This is a genomic window from Sphingomonas taxi, from assembly GCF_000764535.1.
Classification (GTDB): domain Bacteria; phylum Pseudomonadota; class Alphaproteobacteria; order Sphingomonadales; family Sphingomonadaceae; genus Sphingomonas; species Sphingomonas taxi.
This window is the reverse complement of the sequence record NZ_CP009571.1, coordinates 1,956,938-1,974,369: the sequence shown is the minus strand read 5'-3', so window position 1 is coordinate 1,974,369 and position 17,432 is coordinate 1,956,938. Positions and strand designations below refer to the sequence as shown.

Genomic DNA, 17,432 nt, shown 5'->3' with positions numbered 1-17,432 from the left:
GTTCGCCCTGAGCCTGTCGAAGGGCAGGTGAGTCTCACGGTGCTTCGACAGGCTCAGCACCAACGGATCATGGTGGACGCCCCGCCCGCCATCCCGCGCAGCGCACCGTCTGCCGCCGCATCGCGATTTTCTGCGCGGCGGGAGCCTTGACGATCCCGTGCAGCCGGCACATATCCGCCCCGTTGGCACTCGCGTTTCGTGAGTGCCAGAAATCTGTAACACTGACTGAAAGAGGGACTTCGCAATGACTTTTCGTCCGTTGCATGACCGCGTCCTCGTGAAGCGCGTCGAGGCCGAGGAAAAGACGGCTGGCGGGATCATCATCCCCGACACCGCCAAGGAAAAGCCCCAGGAGGGCGAGGTCGTCGCCGTCGGCACTGGTACGCGCGCCGAGAACGGCACGATCACCCCGCTCGACGTCAAGGCCGGCGACAAGATCCTGTTCGGCAAATGGTCGGGCACCGAGGTCAAGGTCGACGGCGAAGACCTTCTTATCATGAAGGAAAGCGACATCCTCGGGATCGTCGGCTGACTTCGCGTCACACCTTCCTTGGTGTGACTTTTGTGAATTTCCAGACCAACTGAAAGGGTAGCCACCATGGCAGCCAAGGACGTAAAATTCGGCCGCGACGCGCGTGAGCGCATCCTCCGCGGCGTCGACATCCTCGCCGATGCGGTGAAGGTGACGCTTGGGCCGAAGGGCCGCAACGTCGTGATCGACAAGAGCTTCGGCGCACCGCGCATCACCAAGGACGGCGTCACCGTCGCCAAGGAGATCGAGCTCAAGGACAAGTTCGAGAACATGGGCGCGCAGATGGTGCGCGAAGTGGCCTCGAAGACCAACGACATCGCCGGCGACGGCACGACCACCGCGACCGTCCTGGCGCAGGCGATCGTCCGCGAGGGCATGAAGTCGGTGGCCGCCGGCATGAACCCGATGGACCTCAAGCGCGGCATCGACATCGCCGTCCTGAAGGTCGTCGAGGACATCAAGGCGCGCTCGAAGCCCGTCTCGGGTTCGTCGGAAGTCGCTCAGGTCGGCATCATCTCGGCCAACGGCGACCGTGAAGTCGGCGAGAAGATCGCGGAAGCGATGGAGAAGGTCGGCAAGGAAGGCGTGATCACCGTCGAGGAAGCGAAGGGTCTCGATTTCGAGCTCGACGTCGTCGAGGGCATGCAGTTCGACCGCGGCTATCTGTCGCCCTACTTCATCACCAACCCGGAGAAGATGACGGTCGAACTCAACGATCCGTACATCCTGATCCACGAGAAGAAGCTCAGCAACCTGCAGGCGATGCTCCCGATCCTGGAAGCCGTCGTCCAGTCGGGTCGCCCGCTGCTCATCATCGCCGAGGACATCGAGGGCGAGGCGCTCGCCACGCTCGTCGTCAACAAGCTGCGTGGCGGCCTCAAGGTCGCAGCGGTCAAGGCACCGGGCTTCGGCGATCGCCGCAAGGCGATGCTCGAGGACATCGCGATCCTGACCAAGGGCGAGATGATCTCGGAAGACCTTGGCATCAAGCTCGAGAACGTCACCGTCGGCATGCTCGGCACCGCCAAGCGCGTCACGATCGACAAGGACAACACCACCATCATCGACGGTGCGGGTGAAGCCGATGCGATCAAGGGCCGCACCGAGGCGATCCGTGCGCAGATCGAGAACACCACCAGCGACTACGACCGTGAGAAGCTCCAGGAGCGTCTCGCCAAGCTCGCCGGCGGCGTTGCCGTGATCAAGGTCGGTGGTTCGACCGAGGTCGAGGTCAAGGAGCGCAAGGACCGCGTCGACGACGCGCTGCACGCGACCCGCGCGGCCGTTGAAGAAGGCATCGTCCCCGGCGGCGGCACGGCGCTGCTGTACGCCACCAAGTCGCTCGATGGCCTGAAGGGCGTCAACGAGGACCAGACCCGCGGTATCGACATCGTCCGCAAGTCGCTGACGGCTCTGGTCCGCCAGATCGCGCAGAATGCCGGTCACGACGGTGCCGTCGTGTCGGGCAAGCTGCTCGACCAGAACGACACGTCGTTCGGCTTCAACGCGTCGACCGACACGTATGAGAACCTGGTGACCGCCGGCGTGATCGACCCGACCAAGGTCGTCCGCACCGCGTTGCAGAACGCCGCTTCGGTGGCCGGCCTGCTCATCACCACGGAAGCGACCGTGTCCGAACTGCCCGAGGACAAGGCTCCGGCCATGCCCGGCGGTGGCGGCATGGGCGGCATGGGCGGCATGGACTTCTGATCCGGCATCGGGGCAGGCGCGGCCTGCCCCGATCGACGTCACGGCGTCATGCCGGAACGTCTGCTCCAAGTACCGAACACGAAAAGGGACCGCGCGGGCCACCGCCGGTCCCTTTTTGCATGCCGCACATGCGCGACGAGGCGGGCGTCGTGGCACCACAACGAAAGTCGCCAGGCAACCCGGCGGCGTTCCGCTCGTTGCTCGCGGCATGAACCATGATGCCGATCGTCCCGACGTTCCCGCCGATGGTGTGCTGCTCGGCTATGGGCCGATGGTGCCGCTGGTTGCCGCTGCCTTGGGGGCATGGTTGCTGCCGACGCCGTGGCCGTTCTGGGCGGTGCAGCTCGGCATCATCTGGGGCGCACTCGTGCTCGCCTTCATCGCCGGTGTGCGCCGCGGATTCGGTTTCGGCTATCCGCGCGCGTCGAAGCCGGTCGAGATCGCGACCAGCATCGCCTATTTCACGCTCGCCGGTCTCGCGCTGGTGATCGGTCGCCCGTCGGGTGCGCTGCTGCCGCTGATCGTCGGCTATGTGCTCGCCGCGTTGCTCGATCGCCGGGCGGCGCTCGCCGGCAATGCGCCCGCCTATTTCGCGACGTTGCGGCCCCGCCAGTTGCTGATCGGCGCCGCGGGGCTCGCCGGATTGTGGGCGTGGACGGTCGCCGCCTGAGCGCGACCGTCCGGTCCCGCATCAGTCGTTCTTCATCGCCGCGATCAGCTTCTTGACCTCCTGGCTGCGGCCGCGCGGCAGGATCATCACGTCGTTGCCGCTCGCCACCACGATCAGGTCGCTGATCCCGACCGCCGAGATGCGGATCCCGTCCGAGCGGATCAGGCAGTCCTGCGTGTCGATCGCCAGGACCTCGCCACGATGCGCGTTGCCGCTCTCGTCACGCTCGCTGATCGCGTGCAACGCGTCCCAGCTGCCGACGTCGCTCCAGCCCATCGCGACCGGCACCACCGCGACCCGCTCGGCGCGCTCCATCACCGCATAATCGATCGAATCGTCGGGCGATGCGCCGAACGCCTCGGCATCGGGGTAGATGCGCACGCCGTCACGCCGTGCCTTGGTCATCGCCTCCTGCGTCGCGGTGAGCATGCCGGGGGCATGTGCAGCGAGGGCGCCGAGGAAGATGTCGGCGCGGAACAGGAAGATGCCGCCGTTCCAGGCGTGATCGCCGGAGGCCAGCATCTCTTCGGCGCGCTCGCGGATCGGCTTCTCGACGAAGCGCGCGACGCGGTGGACGCCGTTGGCGAGCGGCTCGCCGACCTTGATCCAGCCATAACCGGTCTCGGGCGCATCGGGGGTGATGCCGAAGGTGACCAGCCAGCCGTCGGCGACCAGCGGCATCGCCGCCTCGATCGCGGCGTGGAAGGCGGCGACGTCGGCGATGACGTGATCGGACGGCATCACCAGCAACGCCTCTTCACCCTTGGCGGCGAGCGCCGCGAGCGCGATCGCGGGCGCGGTGTTGCGCGCCACCGGTTCGAGGATCACCGCCTGCGGCGCCGCGCCGACCGCATGGAGCTGCTCGTCGATGTGATCGGCATGCCGCGCATTGGCGACCACGATCGGCGCCGCGAAGGCTTCGCCGTGCGCGCGCTTGGCGGTCAGCTGCAGCATGGTTTCCTCGGCGGTCAGCGCCAGCAGCTGCTTGGGCATCTCGGGACGCGACATCGGCCACAAGCGGGTGCCGGACCCTCCGGAAAGGATCACAGGAACGATCGTCATGATGCGTGATAAACTCCTTGGGACGCGCACCCCTAGCCGAAATGAAGCGCGCGCGAAACGATCCTTAAGGGCGCCTTCTTCAAGTTTTCTTTTCTTTTTTCTGCGACCTGCGGGATAGCTGTCGGAAAAGCTTACAGACCGGCATGGGAGGGTGCCCGCATGATCCGCCTGTTCAAGCATTATGTGCCCTATGCCGTGCTGCTGCTCGGCGTGGTCGATGCGCTGTTGCTGATGACTGCGGCGGAGCTTGGCTGGGTGATCCGCGCGCATCAGATCGGCATGCTGGTCCTGCCGGTGACCACCCGGCTGCCGCAATTGTTCGCCTTCGCCGCGGCGTTGCAGATCGCGTTGATCGCGGTGGGGGCCTATGGCGTCGGCTCGTTCCTGTCGCTGCGTTTCGCCGCAGCGCGGCTGGCGGTGGCGATCCTGATCGGCGTCGTCTTCCTGTCGATCCTGTTCTTCCTGATCCCGCCGGTGGCGCTGTGGCGCTCCAATCTCGCCTATGCGACGCTGATCGCCGCGGTGCTGCTGGTCGTGGTCCGCGCGATGCTCAACCGCACGCTCGGCGGCGATACGTTCAAGCGGCGGATCATCGTGCTCGGCGCCGGCCATCGCGCGGCGCGGATCGGCGCGCTGGCGGACCAGCCCGGCGCCAACGTCATCGTCGCGGGCTATGTCGCGATGGGCGAGGCCGATCCGGTGGTCGCGGGTGCCGTGCCGCGCGACACCATCCCCAACCTCGCCGCGCATGTCGTCGACCATGGCGCCGGGGAGGTGGTGCTGGCGCTGGAGGAACGCCGCAACGCCTTGCCGCTCAAGGACCTGCTGCGCGTCCGCACCACCGGCGTCGCGGTCAGCGAGATCTCGACCTTCCTCGAACGCGAGACCGGGCGGATCGACCTCAATTCGGTCAATCCGTCGTGGCTGATCTTCTCCGACGGCTTCGCCTCGGGTCGGATGCTGTCGAGCGTGTTCAAGCGCGCCTTCGACATCGTCGCCAGCCTGCTGCTGCTGATCCTGACGCTGCCGCTGATCCTGCTCACCGCGCTGGCGATCAAGCTCGAATCGCGTGGGCCGGCTTTCTATCGCCAGCGCCGCATCGGCCTCTACAATCAGGGGTTCGACATCGTGAAGCTGCGCTCGATGCGGCAGGATGCTGAGGTCGCCGGCAAGGCGGTGTGGGCGGAGAAGGACGACCCGCGCATCACCCGCATCGGCCGCATCATCCGCCTCGTCCGGATCGACGAGCTGCCGCAGACCTGGGCGGTGCTGAAGGGCGAGATGAGTTTCGTCGGGCCGCGGCCCGAACGGCCGCAGTTCGTCGACCAGCTCGAACAGCAGCTGCCCTTCTACGCCGAACGGCACATGGTGAAGCCGGGGATCACCGGCTGGGCGCAGATCAATTATCCTTACGGCGCGTCGATCGAGGATGCCCGCCACAAGCTGGAATACGACCTGTATTACGCGAAGAACTATTCGCCGTTCCTCGACATGTTGATCCTGCTGCAGACGCTGCGGGTGGTGCTGTGGCCGGCGGGGGCGCGCTGAGCCGATGGCGGCACTGATCCTCTGGGGCCATGCGCTGGCGGCACTGGCATTCGGCCTGCTCGCGCTCGGCGCGCTGCGCCGGCAGGGCCTGGGGGCTGGCGTGGGGGCGGCGCGCAACGGGCTGACGCTCGCCTGCATCCTGACTGCTCTATGGGCGCTGGCGGTGGCGGGGATCGGTGCGGACGATGTCGCCGCGCGGCTCGGCGAAACGCTGCGCAACCTCGTCTGGCTGGCGGTGCTGCTCGCACTCGTGCGGCGGGGGCGGAGCGGCAGCGTCGCGCTCTACGCCGTCTATCTGGTCGCCGCGACGATCACCGCCGCGGCCGGGCTGCTCGCGATCCTCGACACGCTGCCGCTCGCCCGCGATGCGCTGGCGGCGATCGAGGCGCTGCGGCTGATCGCGGCGATGCTTGCGGCGGTCGCCGGTCTGATGCTCGCGCATCAGGTCGCCGCCGGCAGCGCGTCGCGCGCCACCGCGCCGGCGATACCGGTCGCCATCGCGCTCGGCGGGATGTGGGGTGTCGACCTGCTCGTCGCGATGCTGGGCTACGGCTTCGATGCCGTGCCGCCCGCCGCGCTCGCCCTGCGCGGCTTCGTCGTCACCGGTGTCGCGCTGGTCCTCGTCACCCGCCGCAGCGCGCGCAGCCTCGCGGTGTCGCACGGCATCGTGCTGCGCTTCGTCTCGGTGGCGGCGGTGCTGCTCTATGCAGCCTTCACCATCCTGCTGACCCGGATCGCCGACCATTATGCCGGCAGTACGGTGCGCATCGTGCAGACCGCGATCGTGCTCGGCGCGACCACCGCGCTGATGACGTTGCTGTCGACGCCGTGGCTGCGCGCCTGGCTCAAGGTAAAGGTCGCCAAGCATTTCTTCCGCCATCGCTACGATTATCGCGCCGAATGGCAGCGGTTCACCGCAACGCTGGGCACACCGGGGGCGGGCGCCGATCCGCTCGACCTGCGCATCGTCCGCGCGATCGCCGACCTGACCGGCTCGCCGGCGGGCGTGCTGCTGGAGCCCGACGGTAGCGGCCTCGCCCCCGGCGCCGCATGGCACTGGCGCGAGGCGGGGACCACCGATGCGGCGCTGCGCGACCATCTCGCCGCCAGCGCGCGCATCGTCGAGCTCGATCAGGTCCGCCGCGGCGCGGCGCCGGCCGAGGAGGCGGCGGCGATCCCGCAGTGGATAGGCGACCATGCCGAAGCGTGGGCGCTGGTGCCGCTGATCCACGGCACCAGCCTGATCGGCGTCATCCTGCTCGCCCGCCCGCCGTACGAACGGCCGCTCGACTGGGAGGACCTCGACCTGCTCCGCGTCGCCGGGCGGCAGGCGGCGAGCTATCTCGCCGAGGATCGCGCGCATGCCGCGCTCGCCGACGCCGCGCGCTTCGACGAGTTCAACCGCCGCTTCGCCTTCATCATCCACGACATCAAGAATCTGGTCAGCGGCCTCAGCCTCGTCGCGCGCAACGCCGAGCGGCACGCCGACAATCCCGCATTCCGCGCCGACATGGTCGAGACGTTGAAGGACTCCGCCGCCCGCATGAACGCCTTGCTCGCCCGACTGTCGCAACACCATCGCGCGACACCCGAACCGCTCCAGCCGGTCGACCTCGCCGGCCTCGCACTGCGCCTCGCCGCCGGACGCCGCGCCCAGCATCCGGTGCGCGTCGCGGGGCAGGGGACGGCGCTCGCCCAGCCTGGCCGGCTCGAGCAACTGCTCGGCCACCTGCTTCAGAATGCGATCGAGGCGAGCCCGGCCACCGCAACCATCGACCTTGTCGCCGGCACGACCGGCGACGGCGCGTTTATCGACGTGATCGACGCCGGCTGCGGGATGAGCGCCGCCTTCGTCCGCGACCAATTGTTCCGGCCCTTCGCCTCGTCCAAGCCCGCCGGCTTCGGCATCGGTGCCTATGAGGCGCGGCAGCTCGCCGAGGAGATGGGCGGCCGGCTCGACGTGACCAGCCGCGAAGGCGAGGGGAGCCGCTTCCGCCTGACCCTCCCCGCCGCGCCCGCGCTGGAGCATGCGGCATGACCGACAAGCCCGTCCTGCTGATCGTCGAGGACGATCTCGCGCTCCAGCGCCAGCTCCGCTGGGCCTATGAGGGCTATGAGATCGTCGGCGCCGCCACCCGCGCCGAAGCGATCGAGGCACTGCGCAGCCGCGAGCCCGCGGTCGTGACGCTCGACCTCGGCCTGCCGCCCGATCCGGACGGTACCAGCGAAGGGTTCGCGACGCTCGCCGAGATGCTGGCGCTCAAGCCCGCGACCAAGATCATCGTCGCCTCGGGCCACGGCGCCCGCGACAGCGCGTTGCGCGCGATCGCACTCGGCGCCTGGGATTTCTACGCCAAGCCGATCGACATCGACGCGCTGGGCCTGATCGTCGCCCGCGCCTTCCACGTCCATGCGCTGGAGGCGGAGAACCGCCGCCTCGCCGCGCGCGAGACGGCCGCGGCCGGATTCGGCGGATTGATCTACGCCTCGGACGAGATGGCGAAGGTAGTGCGCACGATCGAGCGCGTCGCGCCCGCCGATGTCTCGGTGATGCTGCTCGGTGCGAGCGGCACGGGCAAGGAACTGCTCGCCCGCGGCATCCACGATCATTCGCCGCGCCGCCGTGGCGAATTCGTCGCGATCAACTGCGCCGCCATTCCCGAGACGTTGCTCGAAAGCGAATTGTTCGGCCACGAAAAGGGCGCGTTCACCGGCGCGGTCAAGACGACGCCGGGCAAGATCGAACAGGCGGCGGGCGGCACCCTGTTCCTCGACGAGATCGGCGACGTGCCGCTGCCGTTGCAGGTCAAGCTGCTGCGCTTCCTGCAGGAGCGCGTCATCGAGCGGATCGGCGGGCGCAAGCCGATCCCGGTCGACACCCGCATTGTCTGCGCGACGCATCAGGACCTCGGCACGATGGTCGCCGACGGACGCTTCCGCGACGATTTGTATTACCGCCTCGCCGAGATCGTCGTGCGTATCCCCGGCCTCGCCGAGCGGCCGGGCGACGCCAGCCTGCTCGCCCGCGCCTTCGTCCGGCGCCACGCCGCGGCGATGAACCCCGCCGTCACCGGCCTCGCGCCCGATGCGCTGGCGGCGATCGACGCCTGGGGCTGGCCGGGCAACGTCCGCGAACTGGAGAACCGGATCAAGCGCGCGGTCATCATGGCCGACGGCAAATCGGTGACCGCCGCCGATCTCGATCTCGACGCGACCGCGGCCGATGCGCTGCCGCTCAACCTGCGCAGCGCGCGCGAGACGGCGGACCGCAAGGCGATCCGGCAGGCGCTGGCGCAGGCCGACGGCAATATCTCCGGCGCGTCGCGGCTGCTCGGGGTCAGTCGGCCGACGCTGTACGATCTGCTCAAGAGCTACGATCTGCATGGCTGACCGCCGCTATCCCCTGCTGCCCGGCAAGCGCCGCCGGCGGATCGTCTGGCCGCGCCCGCGCCGTCGGCAGGTGATCGCGCTCGTCGTGCTCGCACTGGTCGCGGCGCTTGTCGCGCTACTGGTGCTGCGTCCCGCGCCGCGGATCGACCCCGCCGTGGCGCTGCGTGACGCCGGCACCGCCTATCGCATCGGCAATTACAGCGCCGCCCGCAACCATGCGCTCGCCGCGCTCGCGGGCGCGCCCGGATCGCGACCGGCGATGCTGCTGCTCGCCCGCACCTATCTACGGCTCGGCGATGGCGTCGCGGCGGAGGGGGCGTTGAGCCGTGCCCGCGCGCTGCGCATCGCGCCCGCCGACATCGCCGGCCTGCGCGCGCAGGCCCGCTTCCTCCAGTCCGACTGGCAAGGGGCGATCGACACCGCCGCGCGCGCGCCGGCCGGCGACGGCGAGGCGATCCGCGCCCGCGCCCGCGCGCTGGCGATGCAGGGCGACAGCGGCACCGCCGCACAGGCGCTCGCCGGTCTGCTCCAACGTACGCCGCGCGACGCCGCCGCCTGGACCGATCTCGGTCGCATCCGCCTCGACGCCGGCGAGATCGCCGCGGCCGCCGATGCCGCGACGCGAGCGCAGCGGCTTGCCCCGGGCGATCCGGTCGCGCTCGCCTTGCAGGCCGAGATCGTTCGCACCCGCTATGGCCCGATCGCCGCGCTGCCCTGGTTCGAGGCCGCGCTGGAGCGCGACGCTTATTATCACCCGGCGCTGATCGAATATGCCGCGACGCTCGGCGAGGTCGGGCGCAACGCCGATATGCTCGATGCCACCCGCCGCGCGCTCGCCGCGCGGCCGGGCAGTCCGCAGGCCTTCTACCTTCAGGCGGTGCTTGCCGCGCGTGCCGGGCGCGGCGAGCTGGCGCGCGATCTGCTCCAGCGCGCCGGCGACGGCATCGGCGCTTTGCCCGGTGCGGCACTGCTCGGTGGCGGTCTCGATTTCGCGCGCGGCCAGACCGAACGCGCGATCGGCACCTGGCGCCAGCTCGCGGCGGATCAACCGATGAACGTCGCGGCCCGTCGGCTGCTCGGTGCGGCGCTGCTACGGTCGGGCGATGCGCAGGGTGCCCTCGACCAGTTGCAGCCGATCGCGCTGCGCGACGATGCCGACGGCTATACGCTGACCCTCGTCGCCCGCGCCTTCGAGGCGACCGGGGACCGCGTCGCCGCGGCGCGTTATCTCGATCGTGCCGCGGCCGGTGCGCATGGCGGCCCCGTTGCCTTCGCCAGCGACGACGACCCCGCCGCGCTGCTCGCCGATGCGCGCGAGGACCCGACCGATCCCAATTACCTGCTCGGCGTCATCCGCGCGCAGCTCGGTCGCGGCGATACCGCCGGTGCGATCGCGCGCGCGCGCGGCCTCGCCGCCGCCAGCCCGGGCGCGCCCGCCGCGCAGACCGTCCTGGGCGACGCGCTCGCGATCGGCGGCCGCTTCGCCGAGGCGGCGCAGGTCTATGCGCGCGCCGCCAGCCTCGCCTTCGACGAACCGACGATGCTGCGGCTGGTCGATGCCTGGGGTCGGGCCGGTCGCCCGCGCGAGGCGGCGGCGGCGCTGTCGCTCTACCTTGGACAAAACCCGCAGAGCCTGTCCGGCCGCCGCATCCTCGGCCATTGGCAGGTCCGCAACGGCGAGACGGACGCGGCGATCGAGACGCTGGAGAGCGTCCGCCGCATGGCCGGCAATCGCGACGCCATGCTGCTCGCCGATCTTGCTTTGGCCTATGCCGGCGGCGGCGCGGATGCGGACGCGGCGGTGGCGCGCAGCTATGGCCGTGCCGCCTATCGGCTCGCGCCGATGAACGCCGGCGTATGCGACGCTTATGCGGTGGCGCTCGCCGCGGCGGGCGATCTGGCGGAGGCACGGCAGCTCGCCGCCAAGGCGGTCGCGCTCGCCCCCGGCGACCCGGTGATCGCCACGCATGCCCGCCGGATCGCCGCCTGATCGGTCCCTTGATCGCTTGCGCCGACGGAGTGGCGCGGTCATCACCGCGGCATGACCGATCCCCTGGACCGTATCGCCGCGGCGCTCGACCGCCTCGCTCCGCCGCCGCCCGCCAGCGACGATCCGCAGGCGCACCCCGCTTACGTCTGGCGCGACGGCGCGCTGGTCGCCGCGCGTGCCTTCACGCCGCTGCCGCTCGACCTGCTGATCCGCGTCGACCGCCAGCGCGACGCTTTGGTCGAGAATCTGCGCCGCCTCGCCGCCGGTGCCGCGGCGCAGGACGTGCTGCTGTGGGGCGCGCGCGGCACCGGCAAGTCGGCGCTGGTCAAGGCCGCGATCGGCGCGGTGCAGGGCGAGGGCGGCGGGATCGCGCTGGTCGAGGTCGCCGCGCTCGACACGCTGCCGCAGCTGTTCACGCTGCTCGCGCCGATCCCGCGTGCGTTCGCCTTGTTCCTCGACGACCTCGGCATCGATTTGCCCGCCGAGGCGCGCATGTTGCGCTCCCTGCTGGAAGGCGGTGCGGAGGCGCGTCCGGACAACGTGCGGCTGCTGGTCACCGCCAACCGCCGCCATCTCGTGGTGCGTGACATCGCGGAACAAGATGGTGCGATCAACCCGCGCGACAGTATCGACGACCAGCTCGCCCTTGCCGACCGGTTCGGCCTCAGCCTCGGCTTCCACGCGCTCGATCAGGACGATTATTGCGCGATCGTCGCGGCTTATGCGGCGCGATACGAATTGCCGTTCGACGCGGCGGAAGCGATCAACTGGGCGACGCGTCGCGGCAGCCGGTCGGGCCGGGTCGCGTGGCAATATGTTACCGAGCTTGCCGGCCGGGCAGGGCGAAGCTTGCGCGAGATCAGGTAAAAGCTTTGTCAATCATGGGGCAAAGTGCTTGACAGCATAGAGCCGTAACGGCTCAGTCCGCGTGTGTCGCGGCTGAGTGAACTCGATCTGACTATACGCCTCGCGCCTGCGGTGCCGCGGGCCGTGACGCAGGTGTCGGTCGGGCTGTTCACCGCGGCGACCGCGATCTTGTTCTACACCGCGCTCGATCGATTGACCGTCGGGGATGGCGCGCCCTTCGCCTTGTGCTTTCCGGCGATGATGCTCGCGACCTTGTTCGCGCGCTGGCCAGCCGGCGCGCTCTCCGGATTGGTCGGCATCTTCTACGCCTGGGCCTATGCGTTTCCCGCCACCGCGGGGTTCCGCATCCCAGATCGCAATGCCGCGGTGACGCTCGGCTTCATCGTCGTCGCGGCGGTGATCACGGTCGCCACCGCCGAACTGTTCCGCCGTGCGGTTCGGCGCGCGACGATGGAGCGGGATCAGGAGATCGCCGATCGCGACCTGCTGCTGCAGGAGATCGACCATCGCATGAAGAACAATTTCGCGATCGTCACGTCGATCCTCGACATCCAGCGTCGCCGGTCCGACGGCGATGCGGCGGAGGCGCTCGGCGCCGCGCTCAACCGCGTCGAGAGCATCGCACGGGCCCACCGCCACCTGTACCGCGGCGCCGGGCAGGGCGATGCGGTGCAGATGCGCGGCTATCTCGGCGATCTCTGCTCGGCGCTGTCGGACGCGCTGCTGCTGCGCGGCGGCATCTCGCTGGTCTGTTCGAGCGACGAGGTCGAAGTGCCGCGCGACCGCGCGGTGTCGATCGGCCTCGTCGTCAACGAGCTGGTCACCAACGCCGCCAAACATGCCTTCGGCGGCCGGGCCGGCGGCACGATCACCGTCGGCTTCCGGCAGCGGCCCGGCGGCTGCACGCTGATCGTCAGCGACGACGGCGTCGGCATGCCCGCCGCCGCCGCGCCGACCGGCATCGACCACGGCCTGGGCTCGCGCCTCATCCCCGCGTTCGCGCGCCAGGCGGGCGGCACGCTCGCCACCGAGAGTGGCCCGGACGGCACCACGGTGACGATGGACCTGCCGGCCTAGCCGAGCCCCTCGACCTGTTCGGCGAGTTCCAGCCAGCGCATCTCGGCGGCGTCCTTCTCCTCCCGCGCCGCATCGATCGCCGCGGTCAGCGCGGCGAAGCGCTTGGGATCGCGCACGTATAGCGCGGGATCGGCGAGCAGCGCCTCGTCGCGCGCGATCGCCGCATCGATCGCCTCGATCCGCGCCGGCAGTTGGTCGTAGTCGCGCTGGTCCTTGTAGGTCAGCTTGGTCTTCGGCTGCGCCGGGGGAGGGGGGGCGGCCTTGGGTGCGGCGGCTTTCCTCGCCTCGGCGGGCTTCTTGCGCTGCCGCTCCCAATCCTCATAGCCGCCGGCGACGACATCGACCGTCCCGGAACCGTCGAGCCCCAACGTCACCGTCACCGTCCGGTCGAGGAAGTCGCGATCGTGGCTGACGATCAGCACCGTGCCGCCGTAATCGGCGATCACCTCCTGCAACAGGTCGAGCGTCTCGAGATCGAGGTCGTTGGTCGGCTCGTCGAGCACCAGCAGGTTCGATTCGCGTGCGAACTCGCGCGCCAGCAGCAGCCGCGAGCGCTCGCCGCCCGACAGCGTGCCAACCTTCGCCTCCGCAAGGCTGGGATCGAACAGGAACTCCTTGAGATAGCCGTGGATATGCTTGCGCACGCCCAGCACGTCGATCCAGTCGCCGCCGTCCGCCAGCACCTCGCGCACCGTCTTGGTCGGTGCCATCAGGCTGCGCTGCTGGTCGATGATGACGCCGTCCAGCGTCTTGGCGAGCTTCACCTCGCCCTGGTCGGGCTGCAACTCGCCGGTCAGCAGCTTGAGCAGCGTCGTCTTGCCCGCGCCGTTGCGCCCGACGATGCCGATCCGGTCGCCGCGCGTCACGCGCAGGTTGAGGTCGCGGATGATGGTGCGGTCACCATAGCTCTTGGTGGCGTGCTTGACGTCGATGACCACCTTGGTCTTGCTGTCGTCGGACGCCGTGACGAGGTTCGCCGAGCCCTGCGGCCCCATCATCGCGGCGCGCTCGGCGCGCATGTCCTTGAGCTTGGCGAGCCGCCCCTGATTGCGCCGCCGCCGGCCGGTGACGCCGCGCTGCAACCAATGCTCCTCGATCTTGAGCTTGGCGTCGAGCCGCTGCGCGTTGCGCTCCTCCTCGGCATAGACCTGTTCGGTCCATGCCTCGAAGCCGCCGAAACCGATCTCGGCGCGGCGGATCGAGCCGCGGTCCATCCACAGGGTCTGCTTGGTCAGCCGGGTGAGGAAGGTACGATCGTGGCTGATGACGACGAACGCGCCGCGGAAGCGGCCCAGCCAGTCCTCCAGCCAGTCGATCGCGGCGATGTCGAGATGGTTGGTCGGCTCGTCGAGCAGCAGCACGTCGGGGTCCTGCGCCAGCGCGCGGACGATCGCCGCGCGCCGCCGCTCGCCGCCCGAAGCCGAGGTGGATTCGCGTGACAGGTCGATGCCGAGCTGGTCGGCGATCGCATCGGCCTCGTGCCGCTCGGGCGCATCGGTGCCGCCGAGCACGTAATCGGCGAGCGTTGCGCAGCCGGCGAGGCTCGGCTCCTGTTCGAGCAGCACGACGCGGGTGCCGGGCACGATGACGCGCCGGCCTTCGTCGCTGTCGATCAGCCCGCCGATCAGTTTGAGCAGGGTCGTCTTGCCCGCGCCGTTGCGCCCGATCAGCGCCAGCCGGTCGCGCGCGCCGATGTGGATGTCGAGGTGGCGGAACAGCCAGCCATGGCCCTGGATCACGCCAAGGTCTTCGTACGCAAGGATTGGGGCAGCCATGGCCGGCGCAGGTAGGGGGCCGGAGCGCCCGCGGCAAGCGCGCCCGCGCCCGTCACCGGGAACCAGCATCGCTCCCAATGCTTTGCGACTGCTCCATTCACAGGCTGTTCAATGCCTTCCGCCTATGCCAGTCCTCATGAAGATGGTCGTGCCCCTCATGTTATTCGCGATGGTCGCCGCAATGTCTCCCGCCGTCGCGCAGGCACCGGACCAGCGTCGCAGCGATCAGGCGCGCGCCTATGACGCCCGCCGCAAGGGCGAGGTGCTCTCGCCGCGCGCGATCGAGGCCCGCGTCATCCCGACGATGAAAGGCTATGAATATCTCGGCTTCGACCTCGATTTCAGCACCGCGGTTTACACGCTGAAATTCATGCGCGATGGCGTCGTCGTCTGGGTCGATGTCGATGGCCGCTCGGGCCAGATCATCGGCCGCACCGGAAATTAAGGGGATCACATGCGCGTTCTGATCGTCGAGGACGAGCCGAATCTCGGCCAGCAGCTCAAGAACACCCTCGAAGGCGCGGGCTATGCCATCGATCTCGCCACCGACGGCGAGGAAGGGCATTTCCTCGGCTCGACCGAGAATTACGACGCGATCGTGCTCGACCTCGGCCTGCCGGAGATCGACGGGCTGACCGTGCTCGACCGCTGGCGCAAGGAGGGCAAGACAATGCCCGTCCTCGTCCTCACCGCGCGCGACAGTTGGTCGGACAAAGTGGCGGGGCTCGACGCCGGCGCCGATGATTACGTCGCCAAGCCGTTCCAGACCGAGGAGCTGATCGCCCGTCTGCGCGCGCTGATCCGCCGCGCCTCGGGCAATGCCTCGTCGGAACTGACCGCGGGCGACGTCCGCCTCGACACCCGCTCGGGCAAGGTCACCAAGGCCGGCGAGCCGGTCAAGCTCACCGCGCAGGAATACAAGCTGCTCAGCTACCTGCTCCACCACAAGGGCAAGGTGGTCAGCCGCACCGAGCTGATCGAACATATCTACGATCAGGATTTCGATCGCGATTCGAACACGATCGAGGTGTTCGTGACGCGCATCCGCAAGAAGCTTGGACAGGACGTCATCACCACGATCCGCGGTCTCGGCTACAGCCTCGAAGATCCCGACGCCTGATCGCCCGACCGATGGACACTCCGCCGCTCGCCGAAGCTCCGCCGCGCCAACGTGCGGCGACGACGGGATCGCTGTCGCGGCGGATCATCCTGATCGCCGCGGCATGGATCGGCCTCCTGCTTTTCGGCGGCGGCTTCGCGCTCGACCGCGTGCTCGCCAATGCGGTGACGAAGAACTTCGATGACCAGATGCAATATGTGCTCCGGTCGCTGATCGCCTCATCCGAGATCGGCCCCGAAGGCGAGGTGATCTTCAGCCGGGAGGCGGCAGCCGATCCCCGTTTTCTGGAGCCCTATTCCGGATTGTACTGGCAGGTGTCGGCACCGGGCAGCGCCGGCAAGGATACGTTCTTCAGCTCGAGATCGCTTTGGGACAGACGGCTGAAGTTCGGCAGCGGACACGTCGATCGCGGCGTTCACATCTATGACAGCGATCAATTCGCCGATGGCACCTTGCGGATCGTCGAGCGGGACGCGCAGCTGCCCAAGTCGAGGATCCACTGGCGGTTTCAGGTCGCTCAGGACCGACGCGCGCTGGATGCCCAGATCGCCGTTCTGCGCCGGACGCTGATCCGCAGCTTCGCGCTGCTCGGGCTCGGGCTAATCGTGCTCGTCTGGCTGCAGACCTTCTACGGCCTCTGGCCGCTGCGCCGGGTGCGCGATGAGATCGCGCGGATGCGCGCCGGCCAGTCGAACCGCATCTCCACCGCGATGCCCGACGAGGTCGCGCCGATGGTCGAGGAATTGAACGCGCTGATCGAGCATAACGAACGGCAGGCGGAGGAGGCGCGGCGCCACGCCGGCAACCTCGCTCACGCGCTCAAGACGCCGCTCACCGTCATCATGAACGCCGCCACCGCGCAATCGGACGATCTCGCCGATACGGTGATCCGCGAGGCGCGGACGATGCGGCGGCAGGTCGACCATCACCTCGCCCGCGCCCGCGCCGTCGGCCGCCGCGGCTCCGCGCACAGCCGCGCCGAGGTGTGGCCGAGCCTCGAATCGGTCGAGCGTGCGGTCGGCCGTCTCTATCGGCACGTCCGCATCGACGTCGCCGGACCCCGCGACCTGCAGGTCCATGTCGAGCGCCAGGACCTAGACGAGATGCTCGGCAATCTGATCGAGAATGCCGCCAAATACGGCGGCGGCAGCGTCTTCGTCACCGTTGGCGCCGAGGCCGGTTTCGTCGAACTGCTGATCGAGGACGACGGCTTGGGCATCCCCGAGGAAGACCGGGTGCGCATCTTCGACCGCGGCGTGCGGCTGGACACCGGCAAGCCGGGGACCGGGCTCGGCCTCGCGATCGTCCGCGACGTCGCGGAGATCTACGGCGGCACGGTCAGTCTCGAGGAGAGCGAGGATCTCGGCGGCCTGATGGTCCGGCTGCGCCTGCCCGCGGCGGGTTGAGAGGACGCGGTTGGTTCGTCCCCCCCCCGGACTGGGGCGTGACCTCTGCAAAACACTTAATGTACCCCGGCGAAGGCCGGGGTCCAGCTGGGTGAAGGTCTGTTATAACTTACGACGGCTTCCCAACTGGGCCCCGGCCTTCGCCGGGGTGCACGCTTGGTAGGTCACGAACCGGTTTTCACAGAGGGCTCGACTGGTTCCAAGGTCCACGCCGCGGCGAGGAGAACGGCCTGAAACACGCCGAAGCCAGTCCGAGCCGATCCGGGTTCGTTCTTCCTCAACAGG

General features: G+C 69.1%; 14 protein-coding genes. 12 read left to right on the top strand and 2 right to left on the bottom strand.

The features are described from left to right. Positions 1-244 precede the first annotated feature (244 nt). From groES to MC45_RS08860, 3 genes are all read left to right on the top strand, one after another. Positions 245-532 (top strand): co-chaperone GroES, encoded by a 288-nt coding sequence (gene groES / locus MC45_RS08870; RefSeq protein ID WP_038661992.1) that lies wholly within the window; start codon positions 245-247, stop codon positions 530-532. 66 nt (positions 533-598) lie between these two features. Continuing rightward, the gene (gene groL / locus MC45_RS08865) at positions 599-2,242 is read left to right on the top strand and encodes a chaperonin GroEL (RefSeq protein WP_038661989.1); all 1,644 of its coding nucleotides are present in this window, start codon (positions 599-601) and stop codon (positions 2,240-2,242) included. A 208-nt stretch (positions 2,243-2,450) separates the two neighbouring features. Beyond that, entirely contained in the window at positions 2,451-2,912 is a 462-nt protein-coding gene (locus tag MC45_RS08860; protein ID WP_038661987.1) for a DUF3429 domain-containing protein, read from the top strand. Between the two features lie 21 nt (positions 2,913-2,933). On the opposite strand, the gene MC45_RS08855 is transcribed toward MC45_RS08860, so the two are convergent. Beyond that, a complete protein-coding gene (locus MC45_RS08855; RefSeq protein WP_081974393.1) occupies positions 2,934-3,974 on the bottom strand; it encodes a mannose-1-phosphate guanylyltransferase/mannose-6-phosphate isomerase in 1,041 nt (346 codons plus the stop codon). 159 nt (positions 3,975-4,133) lie between these two features. On the opposite strand from MC45_RS08855, the gene MC45_RS08850 reads away from it, so the two are divergent. The 6 genes from MC45_RS08850 (at position 4,134) to MC45_RS18600 (ending at position 12,846) form a co-directional block, all read left to right on the top strand. Next, a complete protein-coding gene (locus tag MC45_RS08850) occupies positions 4,134-5,522 on the top strand; it encodes a TIGR03013 family XrtA/PEP-CTERM system glycosyltransferase (protein WP_038661982.1) in 1,389 nt (462 codons plus the stop codon). Positions 5,523-5,526: 4 nt separating this feature from the next. Further along, entirely contained in the window at positions 5,527-7,560 is a 2,034-nt protein-coding gene (gene prsK, locus MC45_RS08845; protein WP_038661979.1) for an XrtA/PEP-CTERM system histidine kinase PrsK, read from the top strand. Then, positions 7,557-8,912, top strand: a complete 1,356-nt coding sequence (prsR, locus tag MC45_RS08840; protein ID WP_038661976.1) for a PEP-CTERM-box response regulator transcription factor — start codon at positions 7,557-7,559, stop codon at positions 8,910-8,912. Before prsK ends, prsR begins: the two co-directional genes overlap by 4 nt. Then, on the top strand, positions 8,905-10,902 hold the full coding sequence (locus tag MC45_RS08835; protein ID WP_038661973.1) for a tetratricopeptide repeat protein: 1,998 nt from the start codon (positions 8,905-8,907) through the stop codon (positions 10,900-10,902). The genes prsR and MC45_RS08835 overlap by 8 nt, the downstream gene beginning before the upstream one ends. Before the next feature lie 51 nt (positions 10,903-10,953). Then, a complete protein-coding gene (locus MC45_RS08830) occupies positions 10,954-11,769 on the top strand; it encodes a DUF815 domain-containing protein (RefSeq protein WP_038661971.1) in 816 nt (271 codons plus the stop codon). Between the two features lie 63 nt (positions 11,770-11,832). Further along, positions 11,833-12,846, top strand: coding sequence for a sensor histidine kinase (locus MC45_RS18600; protein WP_156143810.1), 1,014 nt, complete (start codon positions 11,833-11,835; stop codon positions 12,844-12,846). Here MC45_RS18600 and MC45_RS08820 read toward each other — a convergent pair. Then, positions 12,843-14,621: an ABC-F family ATP-binding cassette domain-containing protein gene (locus tag MC45_RS08820; RefSeq protein WP_038661968.1), complete on the bottom strand. Its 1,779-nt coding sequence runs from the start codon at positions 14,619-14,621 to the stop codon at positions 12,843-12,845. The genes MC45_RS18600 and MC45_RS08820 overlap by 4 nt on opposite strands. Before the next feature lie 136 nt (positions 14,622-14,757). On the opposite strand from MC45_RS08820, the gene MC45_RS08815 reads away from it, so the two are divergent. Genes MC45_RS08815 through MC45_RS08805 form a run of 3 tightly spaced genes read left to right on the top strand, consistent with a single transcriptional unit; the run spans position 14,758 to position 17,147 of the window. After that, entirely contained in the window at positions 14,758-15,066 is a 309-nt protein-coding gene (locus MC45_RS08815; RefSeq protein WP_425423965.1) for a hypothetical protein, read from the top strand. A gap of 9 nt (positions 15,067-15,075) precedes the next feature. Next, positions 15,076-15,741, top strand: a complete 666-nt coding sequence (locus tag MC45_RS08810) for a response regulator transcription factor (RefSeq protein ID WP_037533025.1) — start codon at positions 15,076-15,078, stop codon at positions 15,739-15,741. An 11-nt stretch (positions 15,742-15,752) separates the two neighbouring features. Further along, positions 15,753-17,147 (top strand): sensor histidine kinase, encoded by a 1,395-nt coding sequence (locus MC45_RS08805; RefSeq protein WP_081974392.1) that lies wholly within the window; start codon positions 15,753-15,755, stop codon positions 17,145-17,147. Positions 17,148-17,432: the final 285 nt, after the last annotated feature.

Excerpts from the sequence above, each read along its gene's own strand:
- groES (WP_038661992.1), top strand. The coding sequence starts at position 245 with ATGACTTTTCGTCCGTTGCATGACCGCGTCCTCGTGAAGCGCGTCGAG.
- groL (WP_038661989.1), top strand. The coding sequence starts at position 599 with ATGGCAGCCAAGGACGTAAAATTCGGCCGCGACGCGCGTGAGCGCATC.
- MC45_RS08860 (WP_038661987.1), top strand. The coding sequence starts at position 2,451 with ATGAACCATGATGCCGATCGTCCCGACGTTCCCGCCGATGGTGTGCTG.
- MC45_RS08855 (WP_081974393.1), bottom strand. The coding sequence starts at position 3,974 with ATGACGATCGTTCCTGTGATCCTTTCCGGAGGGTCCGGCACCCGCTTG.
- MC45_RS08850 (WP_038661982.1), top strand. The coding sequence starts at position 4,134 with ATGATCCGCCTGTTCAAGCATTATGTGCCCTATGCCGTGCTGCTGCTC.
- prsK (WP_038661979.1), top strand. The coding sequence starts at position 5,527 with ATGGCGGCACTGATCCTCTGGGGCCATGCGCTGGCGGCACTGGCATTC.
- prsR (WP_038661976.1), top strand. The coding sequence starts at position 7,557 with ATGACCGACAAGCCCGTCCTGCTGATCGTCGAGGACGATCTCGCGCTC.
- MC45_RS08835 (WP_038661973.1), top strand. The coding sequence starts at position 8,905 with ATGGCTGACCGCCGCTATCCCCTGCTGCCCGGCAAGCGCCGCCGGCGG.
- MC45_RS08830 (WP_038661971.1), top strand. The coding sequence starts at position 10,954 with ATGACCGATCCCCTGGACCGTATCGCCGCGGCGCTCGACCGCCTCGCT.
- MC45_RS08820 (WP_038661968.1), bottom strand. The coding sequence starts at position 14,621 with ATGGCTGCCCCAATCCTTGCGTACGAAGACCTTGGCGTGATCCAGGGC.
- MC45_RS08815 (WP_425423965.1), top strand. The coding sequence starts at position 14,758 with ATGAAGATGGTCGTGCCCCTCATGTTATTCGCGATGGTCGCCGCAATG.
- MC45_RS08810 (WP_037533025.1), top strand. The coding sequence starts at position 15,076 with ATGCGCGTTCTGATCGTCGAGGACGAGCCGAATCTCGGCCAGCAGCTC.
- MC45_RS08805 (WP_081974392.1), top strand. The coding sequence starts at position 15,753 with ATGGACACTCCGCCGCTCGCCGAAGCTCCGCCGCGCCAACGTGCGGCG.